This window comes from Bradyrhizobium sacchari (assembly GCF_002068095.1).
GTDB lineage: Bacteria > Pseudomonadota > Alphaproteobacteria > Rhizobiales > Xanthobacteraceae > Bradyrhizobium > Bradyrhizobium sacchari.
This window is the reverse complement of sequence record NZ_LWIG01000018.1, coordinates 5,503-20,092: the sequence shown is the minus strand read 5'-3', so window position 1 is coordinate 20,092 and position 14,590 is coordinate 5,503. Positions and strand designations below refer to the sequence as shown.

Below are 14,590 nucleotides of genomic sequence, written 5' to 3'. Positions count from 1 at the left end.
GAGGCGATTGCAAAGGCCCGCGCATGTCGCGGGCCTTTTTGCGTTCAGGCGACGAGGTCGGCATCCTCCGGATGCCGCTCGAGATAATCGACCACGAAGCCGCAGCCGGCGATCACCTTCTTGCCGTCGCGGCGGATCAGGTCGAGCGCGCCCTTTACCAGCTCGGAGCCGATGCCGCGGCCGCGCAGCGCCCGCGGCGTCTCGGTGTGGGTGATGATCACGGCCGAGGGTGTCAGCCGGTAATTGGCAAAGGCGATCTCGCTGCCGACGTCGAGCTCGAACCGGCTCCTGTCCTTGTTGTCGCGTACCGATGCCGTCATGGCTGATCCTTCTGCAGCGAATGCTTGGCCCCTGATCTAGGCGCCTGAACCCGCCCTTGCCAAGGCGCGACCAAGGGAGGTTGCCGCAGGGGAGATATCTGCAAAATGCGTGTCCAGCTCAGTCTAATGGCCTTGCTTGCCGTGCTCGCTTCGGTAGCGCCGGTCCCAGCTGCAGCCGAAGGCGGTCCCGCCTGGGACGCCTGCTTTGCGCCGACCAGCACGCCGGATGAGCGGGTGACGGCCTGCTCGACAGTGATTGACACCAAGAGCGAGACTGGCAGCAGGCTCGCCGGTGCCTATTGCAGCCGCGGGCACGGCTTCACCGAGAAACGCGAGCTCGATGCAGCACTGTCCGATCTCGACGAAGCGGTCAGGCTCGATCCTGATTATGCCTGCGCTTACAACAATCGCGGTCGCGTCTATAACTTCAAGCGCGATTATGATCGCGCTATCGCCGATTACGACCAGGCCATCAAGCTCGATCCCTCGCTGGCGCTCGCTTACAACAATCGCGGCGACGCCCGTTACAACAAGGGCGATCTCGACGGCGCCATCGCCGATTTCGACGCGGCGATCAAGCGCAATCCGAACTATGCCCGCGCTTACGCCAATCGCGGCTACGTCTACGCACGCAAGCACGATACGGCGCATGCGCTCGCCGACTTCAGCAGGCGGATCAAGCTTGCCCCGGACCTGATCGCCTACATCGACCGCGGCAACGTCTATCGTGACACCGAGCAGCTCGACCGTGCCGCCGCCGATTACGGCGAGGCGATCCGGCTCGCGCCCACAGACGCGCGCGGCTGGCGCAATCGCGGCATGATCCGGCTCTACCAGGGCGACAACAAGGGCGGCGTGGCCGACTACGACAAGGCGCTGCAATACGATCCTTCGGACGTGTTCTCCTGGAACAATCGGGGACAAGCCCGCATGCGGCTGGGCGACAAGCAGGGCGCGATCGCCGATTTGAGGAAGGCGCTGGAATTGCAGCTGGACTTGCGGACGGCACAGGACTCGTTGCGCAAGCTCGGGGCGCTATAACCGCGGTGCAACATGAGTAATGCCGGCGAACGTTGCGCGGCCAGCGAAATAATCCTTGCTCCCGCTCTTGCGCGACCGCCGGCGGTTCCCACGTGTTCCGAAAGGACATACGTCCGAATGCGGCAGGCAGGGTCGCCAGACATTCGGAAGTCGTGATCGCCAGCCGCCGACGTGTGCCTCTGTCAGAGGAGGGTACGATGTCGGACTTTGGTTTCTTGAATACTCACCGTACGTGGGAAGACTGGTCCGGGATGCTGCTGGGCGCATTGATCGTCGTCTCGCCGTGGTTTCCCATCCAGGATCAACCCGCGATCATCGGAGACTCGATCGTCATCCTGAATGCGGTCGCCGTCGGCCTGATCGTGTTTGGCATCAGTCAGCTCGAATATGTCGCGCTGCAACGCTGGCAGGAGGTGGCGACGATCCTGGTCGGATTGTGGCTCATCGCCTCGCCCTACTTTCTTGGCTATTCCGGTGAAGGGTTCCTGCGCCTCTATCACACGAGTCTCGGTGCCGCGGTGGTGCTCCTCGGCGTGCTGCTGCTGTGGCAGGACTGGGACCTGACTGACCAGGACATGCTCAAGCACGGTCAATAGGCCGTGGATATCGACAGACCCGCNGCTCATCGCGCCACCAGATCCTGATAGTCCGGGTGCTTGTCGATCCACGCCTTAACGAACGGGCATTGCGGGATCAGCTTCAATCCGGCGGCGCGGACCTGGTCGAGCGCGCCGTGCATCAGCTTTGAGCCGACGCCCTTGCCGCCGAGCTCTTTCGGCACGTCGGTGTGCTCGAAGGTAATGACATTGCCATCGAGCTTGTAATGCTCGGTCGCAAGGTGGCCCTCCATCTCGAGCTCGAAGCGGTGGTGGGCTTTGTTGTCGATGACGTCGCTCATGTCGTCTCCGGTCAGCTCTTGAGCGAGTCGGTCAGCATCTTGCGGATCGACCAGGCTTGGCCGCCGGAGGCGCCCCTGATGTCGTCGATCCGCCAGCCGCCGGCCTCGCGCACAAAGTCGTAACGCACGATCAGGTCGGCAGGTTTCCGGTCGTTGCGGTGACCGGTGATGGTCACGGCGGCCGTCGCCTTGTCCGCCTCCATCTTCTCGGCGTCCACCCTGAACGACTTCACGTCCGGTTCCTGCGAATTGGTGACCGGATCGAAATCGACCGGCCCGACGTCGCCCTTTGGCGTATGCGCATCCGCCTTGGCCCAGAGTGCCACCAGCGCCTTGGAGAGATATTTGGCCTTGGCCGCCTTGTTCTCGATGACGAAGCCGCCGCCGCCATCGCCCTTGCCCTTGGCGGCGCGGGTGTAGATCGCGGTCAGAATGGCGAGCGGATCGTTGGTTGCGGGCGCCTGGGCGAGGGCGGGACTGACGGCGGCGAGGAGGCAAGTAGCGACGAGGCTGCGGCGCGTGAGCATGGAGTGTCCTGGTTGGGGCTGCGCATGTCAGTAGAGCGTGAGCGCGCCCGGCAGGTTCAAATGCGAAGGCCGATCAGAGCGGCTCTGATCGGCCCCGGCTTTGCTTGCCCCGCGTCGGCAGACCCGGGGCGCCTGGTGGTCAACACTCGATCAGTACTTGATCAGTACTTATCAGTACTTGGCGACGACCGGGCCGGCCGAGAAGTGATAGTTGACGCCGACCCGGGCGATCTGCTCGCGGAACGGGGTCGATGTCGTAAACACGATGGCCGGAAAGGTGGACGAGGCGACGTGGAGGGTCCGCCGGCCAAGATCGACGTAGAGATACTCGGCCTTGAAGCTCCAGTTCGGTGCGAACATCACTTCGGTCCCGGCACCGGCGGTCCAGCCGGTGCTCGTCCCCGAGGACGCACCGCTGGCACAGATGGTGCCGCCGACGAGGCAGCCACCCGGTACGTCGGTGGTGCTGAACGAGGATTTGGTGCGGCCGTAGGCGAAACCGCCGGTGCCGTAGAGCAGCCATTGCGGCGTCACCAGCACACCGACCCGGCCGCGCACCGTGCCGAACCAGTCGATGCCCTTGCTGACCGTCGTCGAGGTCGCATCGAAGCCGACCGGCGCGAGCGCCTGCGTGGTCGAGCCCTTGACGTCCGCGCCCTGGAAGTCAGCCTCCAGGCCGACCAGCCATTGCGGCGCGATCTGCCAATTGTAACCGGCCTGGACGCCGCCGATCACGCCTTTCGCTGACGGGGACAGCGCGGTCGGAAATGAGCCGGCCGCAACCAGCGCGGCGAGCGGGGCTGCCAGTGCCGGATCGGTCGACAGGACGGAGATACCCGTGGAGCCCGAGCTCCAGTCGTAGCCGACGTTGCCGCCGACATAGAAGCCAGTCCAGGACTGAACCGGGGCGATCGCCGTCACCGGCATCTTGTAGGTCGGTGCGAGATCCGCCGCATGTGCCGGTCCCCAAGCAGTCCCGGCCGCCACAGCGCCCGCAATCGCCAGTTTCTTGATGTTTTTCATTGCCCCAATTCCCTGATTGCAATGCGGTTCTACGATACGAGACGGCCGAACGCTGTGACCAATTGGCAACTCCGAGCCGGGATCGCAGTCCGGTCCGGCGGTACCCCTCCGTGGTCGCCTCACACCAAGTGGAAATTGGCCGAGCTCAGGCTCGCCAACGCGGTGTTGGTGATGGTGACGACGTGATTGACGTCGAGCGTGAGCACGGTATCCGCCCCAACCTGATGCAGATCCGCGAAGACGTTGGCGAGACTTCCGAACTGCGATGCCTGCAGTTGAATGTCGTCCAGAGCCGCGTGGAAGTTGTTGATGGCGTTGTGACCGAAATCGCCGGCGAACACGAACGTATCCCGGCCGTAATTGCCGGCAATCAGCGTATCGCCGGGGCCGCCGATCAGGATCTCGTGGGCGTTGAAGGTCGAGGCGGCCGTGATGGTGGCGCCGCCGGCGCTGCCGTCGAGGACGGTGTTGCCATAACCGCTTGTGGCGGATCCGCCGGCGGGAACGAACACGAAGCTCTGATCGCCGCCAATCACCTGGACGGTCAGCGCGGATGTCGATGGCGCCGCATGTCCGTTGCTTGCGGTATAGGTGAAGTTATCGTAGGCGACGCCGGAGACGCTGCCGCTGGCAGCGTAGGAATAGCTGCCGTCGGCATGCACCGTGAGGCTGCCATAGGCACCCGCGATGGTGTGATCGACGGCGTCGGCGAGCCCGTTGACAGCGCTGACGACGATGTGATCGGCGGGATTGGTGTCGGTGTCGTTGGCGAGCAGGCCGTGCGCTGCATCGGCGGTGACGGTCTGTCCGGCAACCACATGGTTGGTGTCAGCGTGGGCCGTGACGAGTGAATCGATCACGGCAAGCCCGGTGAATGTCGTGGCGATATTGCCGAGACTGGCCGCGTTGCCGGCGAGGTCGGCGATCACTCCGCCATGCAGATCGATGCCCGTGACCGCCAGCGCTGATGTGAGCGTGTCGCCGGCTCCCACCGTGTAGTTGAACACGAGCTTGCTGGAATCATGCAATGCGGCGGTCGCCGCCGCATCGAAGGTGGCGACGCCGTTATCGTTGAGCGAGAGGGTGGGCGTGCCACCCGACAGGGTCACGGCTTCGGCGAAGGCGACCGTGATCGCGACAGACTGGCCGGCTCCGACCGCGCCGCTCGCGGGCGATGCGCTGACGGCGACGATATCCGGCGCGTGCGTGTCGATCCGCAGGATCCCAGGGGGATTGATGGCCCCACCCGGCAAGGTGAGATCGTTTCCGGCGAAGTCGCGGATGGTCCCTGCATTGAGCAGGAGCTGGTTGACCGCGAGATCGCTCGTGTTCTCGCCCGCTGCGACGAGATAGCTGAAAGTCAACGCGCTGCTGCCGCCGCCGCCGACATAGGTCGCGACGCCCCCGTCGTTGAGCTGCAGGGTCGGCGTGCCGCCGGTCAGATCGACATTGACGGCTTCGCTGAGATTGAGCGTGAGGATGACGGTATGGCCCGCGTTGAGATCGCCGTTGCCTGCAGCGATGCCCGTGCCTGAGGTCGCGATCGACGTCACCGTCGGCGCGATCGAATCCACCCGTACGCCGGCGGTCGAGCCGACATTGTTCAGCGTCAGCAGGGCGGCGTTGCCCGCCGCGTCCTTGATCGTGCCGCCGTTGAGAACGATCGCACTGCCGAGCGCGACGCCGTTGGCATCGCTCTCGCCGGCAGCCACGGTGTAGCGGAAGGTCAGCGAGGACGCGCTGCCTTGGCCGATATATTGGGCTTCGACGACACCGCCGGTGTCGAGCGTGATCGCGAGTTCCGGCGCGCCCGTCACCGAGACCGCCTCGCTGAAATTGATCGTGAAGTCGAGATGCTGGCCGGCGACGTAAGTACCGTTCGCGGGCACGCTCACCGAAGTTACGGCCGGGGCGGTGTGCCGGACGGTGTAGACGTCGCCGCCGGTGAATCCGCCCGCGACGGCGTTGCCGGCGGCGTCGGCAATGCCGGTGCCTGAAGCATTCAGGTCGAGGCGCAGAGTGCCGTCGCCGGTCACGCCGTTGACCGTCACTGTATAGACGCTGCCGCTGACGGGCGTCACAACGATGCCCGTGTCGAAGACATTGCCGGTGCGGGTCGCTGTGAAGTCGCTCGCATCGACGCCGGTGACGGCTTCCGAGAATGTCACGGTGAACTGATCGCTCCCGGCGTTGTTCGGGTTCGCGCCGTTTGCGGCGATCGACGAAACGCTCGGAGCGGTATGACGAATGGTATAGACGTCACCGCTCGTGAAGCCCGCGCTGGCGCCATTGCCTGCAGCGTCGGTGACGCCGCTCGAGCCGCTCTTGAAATCGAGGCGCAGCGTGCCGTCACCGGTGACGCCGCCGACAGTCACCGTGTAGGTCCTCCCGTCGGCGGAGGTGATCTGGCTGATGCCGGTGGTGGAGAGGGAGGTACCACCCGGTGTGTCGGTGGTGGTCAGGGCGAAGTCGGCGGCGGTCACGCCGCTGACGCTCTCTGAGAAGGTCACCGTGAATTGTTCGGAGCCGGCGTTGTTCGGGCTGGCACCGGACGCGGCAATCGACGTCACGGTCGGAGCGGTGTGATCGATCGTGTAGGTCTGGCCGGTGAATCCGGCCGATATCGCGTTGATTGCGCGATCGGTGATGCCGGTGCCGGACGCGTTGAGGTTGAGGCCGAGCGTACCATCGCCGCTGACGCCGGTGACCGTCACCGTGTAGACGCTGCCGCTGAAGGGCAGCACTGACATCCCCGCATAAGCGACGGTACCGCTGGTGACGATGGTGAAGTCAGCCGCGTCGACCGCGCCCACGATTTCGGAGAAGGTGACCGTGAAGGTCTCGCTGGTCGCGTTGTTCGGATTGGGGCTCGCCGTGTTGATCGATGATACCGCAGGGGCGACGGTGTCGATCACCAGGTGCAGGTCGGCGGCCGTTCCGGTCAGCACCGCATCGTTTCCGGAGCCGTCCTTGATGGAGCCGCCATTCAGGAGAAAGTTTTGCACCTGCAGATCACTGCTGCTGTCGCCGGCCTGCACGGTGTAGCCGAACGTCAGTGCGCTGCCGCCGCTGCCGCCTTGATAGGTCGCAACCACGTTGTCGCTGAGCTGGAGCTTCGGCGTGCCGATGACATTCACCGGGTCGGTGAAGGTCACCGTGATGGTTACGACCTTGCCGGCATTGAGATCGGTCGCATTGCCTGTGGTCGCCGCCGTGACAGAGCTGACGAGCGGAACGTGGAGCAGGTTGACCGTGCTGGTCGCGGTGTTGCTGGTCCCGTTGCTGGACGAGCCGTCCGTCACGGTCCATTCGATCGTCCGGGAGCCGGGTGCAGTCGATCCCGGCGCGCCGAACGTGATCGATTCCAGCGCGGTCTGGTAATGGCCGAGCGTGTCGGTCCCGCTCAGCGTGAGCAGGCCGGTGGCGGCGTTATAGCTGCCGGTGATGTTGTTCTGGTTGACGAAGCCCAGCACGTCGCCGCTGACGAAGCCGCTGGCAATCTTGATGGTCGCACCGGTCAGATTGCCGCCACTGTCAGGATCGGCAACCGTCAACGTGCTGTCGAGCACAGCAGCGGAATTGCCGAGCGGATAGTTCAGGGTGGCGCCAGCAGTGACGGTCGGCGCGGTGTGGGTGACACCGAGCACGCTCGCCGTCAGGGGGACCTGGTTCGGCGTGAGCGTCGTGGAGGGGGTGCCGTATTGCTCGCCGATTTGGACCTGATGGCCCTGAGAGTTCGTGCCTGCGCTCGCGACGGCGCGACCAGTCAGGTCGGGCAGGGCGAATGTGGACTGGCCGTCGCCGCCATAGGTGGTTCCGACGAGCGAAAACAGGACCTGGTTCTGCGCAATCGACAGCAGTTGGCCCTGACACTCGGCCCAGCCGTGAGCCAGCATGTAATTGAGGTCTGCCCCGTTTCCGGCGTAGGCAATGATTTCGCCGATCCAAGGCGCTGTGTCCGAGAATGAGCCGCTATCGGAGGGATACACTCCTTCGAGAGAGATCAGGTAGTGCAGCGCGATGGAAGGCTGGTAGTTGCTGAATTGGAAGGATGCCCCGACCGGAGAGGGCAGGTTCGACGTCGAGAGCGTCGTCGTTTCCTGTCCGACGACCGCGCCGAGTTCGAAATTGCCGATCGAGTTCGTGCCAACCCCGATGATGGTGCGGGCGGTGAGGTCCGGCAGCGCGAACGTCGTGACGCCATCGCCGCCATATGTCGTGCCGATGGCGTTGTACAGGTTTGGATAGTCGGCGATGCGCAGGACTTGGCCTGCCGCCAACAGATATCCCGTCGGCGCAAAATTGCTGAGAAACGGGACAATTTCGCCGGCCACGTCGAGCCAGTTCGAGGCCGAACTCGCACCCGGTCCGCCCGTGTTGATGAGATAGTTGACGGTCAGCGAAGGCTGGTTATTCGTGAAGGCCTGCCCAGCGCCGAAGTCTGAGGGCAGGTTCTGGGTCCCCAGCGTGACCGTGTCCGTACCGTAGTTGGTTCCGAGCGTGAAATTCGCGCTGTTCTCGGAGCCGACCGCGATCTTGGCCTGGAGGTTGGGCAGCTCGAAGGTGGTTTGTCCGTTGCCGCCATAGGCCGTGCCGAGCAGCGAGAACAGGGCGGTGTTCTGGGCGATCGACAGGAGCTGCCCGTTGGCCATCGCCGTGTGGTTGGGCGCCAAGCTGCCGGCGAAGGTCCTGATGGATCCGAGGTCGATGGTGCCGGGATCGGCCGTGCCGTTTCCGTGCCCGGGATAGACGCCCTGGAGCGGGATCAGCTGGGTCAGTCCGAGTGACGGCTGATCGTTGTCGAACGGGGATGCCGTGATGTTCGTGTTCGTTCCGTCCGACACTTGCCAGGTGATATCGCGAACCTGGTGAGTGCCGCCGCCAGTCGGATCGCCGTTCCCCGAAAAGCTGTAGGTGATCGAGCGCAGCGCATCCTGATAGTCGGCAACCGTATCGCTCCCGCTCAGAGTGAGGATGCAGTTCACAGCATCGTAGCTGCCGTGAATGTTGTTCTGGTCGGTGAAGTTCAGCCTGTCGCCAGCGACGAAGCCGACGAGACGCACCATGGCGGACGAGAGAGTCGAAGAAGAGCTGTCGGTTACGATCAGGTTTGGAGCGATCGACACGGCGGCACCACCGCCGTGGAACGTCGCCGACGTGCCGAAAGACAGGCCGATGATGCCGAGCGTGGTGCTGAAATTTGCAAGCGCCTGCTCCGTGAAGGGAGCGTCAACGGCAACCGCTGCCGGAGCGGTCGAGGCGTCGAGCGTCCAGCTCGCAGGATCGGCATTGCCGATCACATGCGTCGCGGCTTCGACGGTGACGCCGCCGGCATAGGCGGAGAGGTCCGAGATGAACTGGCTTCCGGTCGTGCCCGCAGCCGTGTCGCAGGCATAGAGCGCGAGGGCTCCATCGGATGCGAGCGAGGCGCCGATCGCGGAGAGCGCGGCGGCATCGTTTGCGAGGTCCGCGTCGTCGATGACGGAAGAGCCGATCTCTATCTCGCCTGGCGCGCCGTGACCGACGATCGAGATCGACGAGAGCCCGGTCAGGCCGTTGTCCTTGAGGATGGCTGCAATCTGGGCGAAACCGTCGCTGGCCCCGTTGAGGACAAAGGCCTGTTCGTCCGGGGCCAGCCCGTTCAGCAAGGCATCGATGTCGGAAACGCGGCAATCGATGAAAACAACTCTTCCCATACTCACCACATTCCACACCGAAACGGCGCTCATCCACCCGGGGAGCCAGCCCCCAAGGCCAGCCGAACAAAATGCATTAAGCTGCGGCTAACTAGCGTGAAGCTTGCGCCGGAACAAGCCTTGCGGGCTGCACGCGCAACCGCAGCGCGACTGCCGTCGCGCGGGGCGAATGCCGCGTTTTTCCGCCGGATTTTGCGACTTTTGTTCGAAAACGAGACGCCGCGGAGGCGCGGCGCTTCGCCGTTCATCAATGGCGGTTGATCTTTGCGCGCACGATCGCGCCGACCTGCGTCGGCACGCGTGACCGGCTCGTTCCGCACCGGCTCCGGCGCGGCGGCTTCAGTCCGGTGTCTTTCAGTCCGCGGCCTTGGCCAAGCGCGTATCTTCGCTCGGCTGCGGGCGGAGGCACCCCTTGCAGATGACGAGTGAGCGATTGAGCCTGGCGTCCCGTTCGGCCTCGATGCCGTCCTGCGCCTGCCACCATTCCGTGGAATAGGGCTGAAGTCCGGCTTGCGATCCACTGCGCTCGGATGTGGTGGCGGCACGTGTCGGGCGCGACGATCCTGCGGTAGCGCGCGGCTGATTGGGATTGTCGCCGGCACCATCCCAGGCGTAGCGCGCGGGCGCAAAGGCGGGGTCGGAGGCGAGGCGGGCCTGCGGGCCCAGGGCACATCCGGCGAGCGCCAGCGACAAGACGAGGAGGGCGGGCGCTTTGACCATGATACGGCACTCTGTACGCGAGAACTGATGAAGGTTGCGCTGATCATGTTTAAAATTCCCTGAACGATTGCAGGGCCGCGCACGACCAACGCGGATGAGATATCTGCTGCTCCTGCTGACGACCCTTTCCACGGCCGCGCTCGCCGATGACCCAAAACCGTTCAATCCGGGCGACTACCCGCCCGGCGTGCAGAAGGCGCTGCGTTACGCCAATGAGGAATGCGACAGCCAGGGCGGCGGCGCGGTGAGCTTTGCGCCGGACACGGTGCGCAAGGTCGACCTCACCGGCGACGGCCGCGACGATTACATCGTCGATTTCCGCGACACCAAATGCGGGGAACGCGAGACCACCTATTGCGGAACCGGCGGTTGCGTCATGACCATCCTGGTGACGCTGCCGGACGACAACGTCCGCCGCGTGTTCGACGGCTATGTCCGCAGCTACAGGATCGTGGCGCCGCCGATGAAGCGCGGGGCTTCGCGCACCATCCGCTTCGACCTGCATGGCAGCTATTGCGGCGGTTTCGGCGCGCAGGCCTGCGTCAAGGAGAAGGCAATCACGGCAGCGCCGTTTGCATTCAAGCAACCGTAGGGCAGGTGTGCGGCAGGCGGCCTTGCGGGGGCGCTGGCGATGGCGATAAATGGTCTGCAATGAGCGGGCGGCTTGCGCGCCGTCTGCGCCCGAAGAGGAAGCCCCGATGCAGCCCCTGCGCATGTCCCGCCGCGTCATGAATCTCGCCCACATGCTGACCCAGAATGCGCGGCGGCTTGGATCGCGTCCCGGTTTCGTCTGGGGCGACAGATCCTGGACCTGGCGCGAGATCGACACGCAGGTCTCGGCATTGGCGGCCGCGCTCGCCGCGCGCGGCGTCACGAAAGGCGACCGCATTCTCGTCCACTCCAAGAATGGTGACGAGATGTTCTTCTCGATGTTCGCTGCGTTTCGGCTGGGTGCGGTCTGGGTGCCGACAAATTTCCGCCTGATGCCCGATGAGGTCACCTATCTCGCGCAGGCGTCCGGCGCGAAGGCGTTCCTGTGCCACGTCGATTTTCCCGAGCATGCGGCGGCGGTGAAGGGCGGCGCGCTGCAATTCACCTGGAGCCTCGACGGCAAGGCCGCGTTCGGCGAGCGCTCGGTGACTGATGCCATCGCCGCGCAGGCCGGCGCTGACGTTGCCAATGCCGACGTCGAACATGACGATCCCTGCTGGTTCTTCTTCACCTCCGGCACCACCGGGCGCTCCAAGGCGGCGGTGCTGACCCACGGCCAGATGGGCTTTGTCATCACCAACCATCTCGCCGACCTCACCCCGGGCGTGACCGAAGCCGATGCCTCGCTGGTGGTGGCGCCGCTGTCGCACGGTGCCGGTGTGCACCAACTGGTGCAGACCGCGCGCGGCGTGCGCACCGTGCTGCTGCCGACGGAAAAATTCGACATCAACGAGGCGTTCCGTCTGATCGAGGCGCACCGCGTCAGCAATCTCTTCACGGTGCCGACGATCCTGAAGATGATGGTCGAACATCCCGCCGTCGACAAATACGATCATTCCTCGCTGCGACAGGTGATCTATGCAGGTGCGCCGATGTATCGCGAGGACCAGAAGGCGGCGCTGAAGAAGCTCGGCAAGGTCATCGTGCAGTATTTCGGTCTTGGCGAAGTCACCGGCAACATCACCGTACTGCCGGCGGCGTTGCATGATCCCGAGGACGGTCCGCATGCGAAGATCGGCACCTGCGGCTTCGAGCGCACGGGCATGCAGGTCTCGATCCAGGACGACGAGGGCCGCGAGCTCAAGGCGAACCAGAGCGGCGAGATCTGCGTGATCGGACCTGCGGTGTTCGCCGGCTATTACGACAACCCCGAAGCCAATGCCAAGGCGTTCCGCAACGGCTGGTTCCGCACCGGCGATCTCGGCCACATGGACGAGGAGGGGTTTGTCTACATCACCGGACGGGCCTCCGACATGTACATCTCCGGCGGCTCCAACATCTATCCGCGCGAGATCGAGGAGAAGATTTTGACGCATCCCGCGGTCGGCGAGGTCGCCGTGCTCGGCGTGCCCGACGCGACATGGGGCGAGGTCGGCGTCGCCGTCTGCGTTGCGCGGGAAGGCGCGAAGGCGGTGAGCGAGGCCGAGATGGCGGCGTTCCTCTCGCCGAAAGTGCCGCGCTACAAGATGCCGAAGCGCTTCTTCTTCTGGGAGGCGCTGCCGAAATCCGGCTACGGCAAGGTGCCGAAGCGGATGGTGCGCGACGAGCTCGAGGCGCGCGGACTGCTCGATCTCGACAAGACCAAGACGGGTTGAGCGCGGGTGATGCGGAGTATCAAGCAGCCGGGCCCGCCGCTCGCAGAGCGCATTCAATGGGTCGAGGCGAGGGGGCGCGCTTTCTCCTTCACGCTTCAGGCCGGCCTGCCGCTGCTGGAGGCCGCGCGGCGCGGCTTTGCGGCGGAGGGATTTGCCGGCGGCGTGCTGAATTTCGGCCGCGGCGCGCTCGGGCCGTTCGGCTATGTGATGCCGGCGCTGTCCAAGACCGGCGAGAATGCGGCGTTCTACAGCGATACCTATCGACCCGAAGGCATAACGCGTACGAAGCTCGGCAGCATGACGCTTGGCACGCGCGACGGCGCGCCGTTCTTTCATTGCCATGGGCTCTGGACCGAAGCTGACGGCAAGACGAGCGGTGGCCATATGCTGCCTGATGAGACGGTTGTCGCCGAGCCGTTCGAGGTCGAGGCCTTCGGCATCGACGGTGTGATGTTCACCGCCGAGCCCGATCCCGAAACCAATTTCAGGCTGTTCGGACCGGTCGCTGCTGCGAGCACCGGCTCGCGCACGACAGGCCGGGCGTTCGCGCTGCGGCTGCGTCCGAACCAGGATTTTGCCTCTTGCCTCGAAACCTTCTGCCGCGAGCACGGCATCGCGCGCGCGAAGATCCACGGCGGCGTCGGTTCGACCATCGGCGCGCGCTTCACCCATGGCGGCGTGACCGAGCCGTTTGCGACGGAACTTGCCATAGCGGCAGGGACGATCGCGGCCGGCGCCTCCGGCGCGCTTGAAGCGACGCTCGACGCTGCGCTGATCGACTACACCGGCAGCATTGCGGAGGGGCGTCTGGTCCGTGGCGACAACCCCGTGCTGATGACCATGGAATTGGTGCTCGAGGTGCTGGGCTAGTCTCGGCGAACGTTCATCAGTGAGAACGTAGTTTGGCAATAGCCAGGTACGTGGAGTCGCTTATCCCCGAGCCTGATCCCTGAAAGAGATTGAGCAAGGGGGATTGTCCCTGACCGATGCTCTGGCCGTTTTTGACGTCATACATGGCGGAGAAGCGGCCCAGCAGCTTTTCAACCTTTGCGGGATCGGAGAGATCCTTGATCTTCATGAATTTGTCCACGTACTTGGCCTGCTGATCGATCGGCATCGCCGCCATCGAGTCTGGCAAGTTGAAGGTTGTCCTGAACACCTCCGAAAGCGCCTTGTCGGCAAGGATGTCGTATGCGGACTTGATGTCCCCCGCCTTGCGCTGGAAATAGAGCGCCAGGCGCACGCCGGGATTCGTATCGCCCTGCTGCTGCTCAAGGCTTTGCTGGAGATAGTTCGCCTGTGTTTCCCGCAACTGGACTTGCTTCTGAGGGCCAACCATCGCAAGGCGCGCGACGTTGCCCATGCTGTCGAAGTTGAACGACGCCGCGATTTCGGCAAAGCGATGATCGCTCTCGGTGTTCGCGAAGCTCTTTGGATTGTTCAGATCGGAGGCGAAGATCTTCTTGAGATAGTCGGTGCTGACCTTCTTGGGATCCAGACCCTTGGCCACGAGAATGAAATCGACCATCTTCCGGTTCGCAAGCAGCTCGGAAACGCTGTCGATGCCTGCGATGGCTTCCTGATAGGATGTCGCGTCTTTCTGGGCTTGCTCCCGGACTGCCTTCTGCTGCTCGGGGCTTGCGCCTTTCAGGACGGCAATGACGTAGTCCTTCGAGATCTCGAGGACTTTTGCCGGGTCCTGGGCCACCAGGGGGGTCGTCAGATTGCCTTTGGCGTCGAAGTTGAAGGCGCGGGCGAGCTCGACGTACCGATTGTCCTTGAGCGTATAGACGAAGCTCTTGGGATTGCTGAGGTCGCTTTCGAGGACAGCCTTGACGGTGTCCTGCGAGACCTCTTTGGGATCGAGGCCGACGGCGCCCAGCGCAAAATCATACACGGCTGGAGTCGATACGAACGCCTGGACTGAATCGATCTTGCCGATGGCGTTTCTGAATTGAACGGTTGCGAAGGCCTCACTCAGCGGGCTTGCCGCCGCATAGACGGCGGACTTGCTGTCGTCGAACCGCTTTGTCGTCAGCGTGACGTTTGCGGCGGTCTG

General features: G+C 64.2%; 12 protein-coding genes. 5 read left to right on the top strand and 7 right to left on the bottom strand.

Going from position 1 to position 14,590, the window contains the following annotated elements; translation table 11 throughout:
• Positions 1-44: 44 nt before the first annotated feature.
• Positions 45-320 carry a GNAT family N-acetyltransferase gene (locus tag A5906_RS22275; protein ID WP_080137465.1) on the bottom strand — a complete coding sequence of 92 codons (276 nt, stop codon included), beginning with the start codon at positions 318-320 and terminating at the stop codon, positions 45-47.
• 105 nt (positions 321-425) lie between these two features.
• Between A5906_RS22275 and A5906_RS22270 the strand changes: the two genes are divergently transcribed.
• Positions 426-1,361, top strand: coding sequence for a tetratricopeptide repeat protein (locus A5906_RS22270; protein WP_080137464.1), 936 nt, complete (start codon positions 426-428; stop codon positions 1,359-1,361).
• A gap of 197 nt (positions 1,362-1,558) precedes the next feature.
• On the top strand, positions 1,559-1,957 hold the full coding sequence (locus A5906_RS22265) for an SPW repeat domain-containing protein (protein WP_080137463.1): 399 nt from the start codon (positions 1,559-1,561) through the stop codon (positions 1,955-1,957).
• Positions 1,958-1,983: 26 nt separating this feature from the next.
• On the opposite strand, the gene A5906_RS22260 is transcribed toward A5906_RS22265, so the two are convergent.
• From A5906_RS22260 to A5906_RS22240, 5 genes are all read right to left on the bottom strand, one after another.
• Positions 1,984-2,259: a GNAT family N-acetyltransferase gene (locus tag A5906_RS22260; protein WP_080137462.1), complete on the bottom strand. Its 276-nt coding sequence runs from the start codon at positions 2,257-2,259 to the stop codon at positions 1,984-1,986.
• Positions 2,260-2,270: 11 nt separating this feature from the next.
• Positions 2,271-2,786 carry a DUF3828 domain-containing protein gene (locus A5906_RS22255; RefSeq protein WP_080137461.1) on the bottom strand — a complete coding sequence of 172 codons (516 nt, stop codon included), beginning with the start codon at positions 2,784-2,786 and terminating at the stop codon, positions 2,271-2,273.
• A 171-nt stretch (positions 2,787-2,957) separates the two neighbouring features.
• Positions 2,958-3,809 carry an outer membrane protein gene (locus A5906_RS22250; RefSeq protein ID WP_136615405.1) on the bottom strand — a complete coding sequence of 284 codons (852 nt, stop codon included), beginning with the start codon at positions 3,807-3,809 and terminating at the stop codon, positions 2,958-2,960.
• A 119-nt stretch (positions 3,810-3,928) separates the two neighbouring features.
• Positions 3,929-9,505: a tail fiber protein gene (locus tag A5906_RS22245; protein ID WP_167523501.1), complete on the bottom strand. Its 5,577-nt coding sequence runs from the start codon at positions 9,503-9,505 to the stop codon at positions 3,929-3,931.
• 354 nt (positions 9,506-9,859) lie between these two features.
• Entirely contained in the window at positions 9,860-10,225 is a 366-nt protein-coding gene (locus A5906_RS22240) for a hypothetical protein (RefSeq protein WP_080137459.1), read from the bottom strand.
• Positions 10,226-10,319: 94 nt separating this feature from the next.
• Here A5906_RS22240 and A5906_RS22235 point away from each other — a divergent pair, with 94 nt between their 5' ends.
• The 3 genes from A5906_RS22235 to A5906_RS22225 all read left to right on the top strand — a co-directional run bounded on the left by A5906_RS22235 (position 10,320) and on the right by A5906_RS22225 (position 13,401).
• Positions 10,320-10,817, top strand: a complete 498-nt coding sequence (locus tag A5906_RS22235; protein WP_080137458.1) for a hypothetical protein — start codon at positions 10,320-10,322, stop codon at positions 10,815-10,817.
• Between the two features lie 106 nt (positions 10,818-10,923).
• Complete coding sequence (locus tag A5906_RS22230) at positions 10,924-12,531, top strand: acyl-CoA synthetase (protein WP_080137457.1); 1,608 nt, start codon at positions 10,924-10,926, stop codon at positions 12,529-12,531.
• Between the two features lie 9 nt (positions 12,532-12,540).
• Positions 12,541-13,401: a PCC domain-containing protein gene (locus tag A5906_RS22225; protein ID WP_080137456.1), complete on the top strand. Its 861-nt coding sequence runs from the start codon at positions 12,541-12,543 to the stop codon at positions 13,399-13,401.
• 16 nt (positions 13,402-13,417) lie between these two features.
• Here the strand turns inward: A5906_RS22225 and A5906_RS44805 are convergent.
• Positions 13,418-14,590: DUF1217 domain-containing protein (locus A5906_RS44805; RefSeq protein WP_245326849.1), on the bottom strand; the 1,173-nt coding region annotated here is incomplete at its 5' end.

What these genes read in the sequence shown, in the direction of transcription:
- A5906_RS22275 (WP_080137465.1), bottom strand. Translation starts at nt 320, where the DNA reads ATGACGGCATCGGTACGCGACAACAAGGACAGGAGCCGGTTCGAGCTC.
- A5906_RS22270 (WP_080137464.1), top strand. Translation starts at nt 426, where the DNA reads ATGCGTGTCCAGCTCAGTCTAATGGCCTTGCTTGCCGTGCTCGCTTCG.
- A5906_RS22265 (WP_080137463.1), top strand. Translation starts at nt 1,559, where the DNA reads ATGTCGGACTTTGGTTTCTTGAATACTCACCGTACGTGGGAAGACTGG.
- A5906_RS22260 (WP_080137462.1), bottom strand. Translation starts at nt 2,259, where the DNA reads ATGAGCGACGTCATCGACAACAAAGCCCACCACCGCTTCGAGCTCGAG.
- A5906_RS22255 (WP_080137461.1), bottom strand. Translation starts at nt 2,786, where the DNA reads ATGCTCACGCGCCGCAGCCTCGTCGCTACTTGCCTCCTCGCCGCCGTC.
- A5906_RS22250 (WP_136615405.1), bottom strand. Translation starts at nt 3,809, where the DNA reads ATGAAAAACATCAAGAAACTGGCGATTGCGGGCGCTGTGGCGGCCGGG.
- A5906_RS22245 (WP_167523501.1), bottom strand. Translation starts at nt 9,505, where the DNA reads ATGGGAAGAGTTGTTTTCATCGATTGCCGCGTTTCCGACATCGATGCC.
- A5906_RS22240 (WP_080137459.1), bottom strand. Translation starts at nt 10,225, where the DNA reads ATGGTCAAAGCGCCCGCCCTCCTCGTCTTGTCGCTGGCGCTCGCCGGA.
- A5906_RS22235 (WP_080137458.1), top strand. Translation starts at nt 10,320, where the DNA reads ATGAGATATCTGCTGCTCCTGCTGACGACCCTTTCCACGGCCGCGCTC.
- A5906_RS22230 (WP_080137457.1), top strand. Translation starts at nt 10,924, where the DNA reads ATGCAGCCCCTGCGCATGTCCCGCCGCGTCATGAATCTCGCCCACATG.
- A5906_RS22225 (WP_080137456.1), top strand. Translation starts at nt 12,541, where the DNA reads ATGCGGAGTATCAAGCAGCCGGGCCCGCCGCTCGCAGAGCGCATTCAA.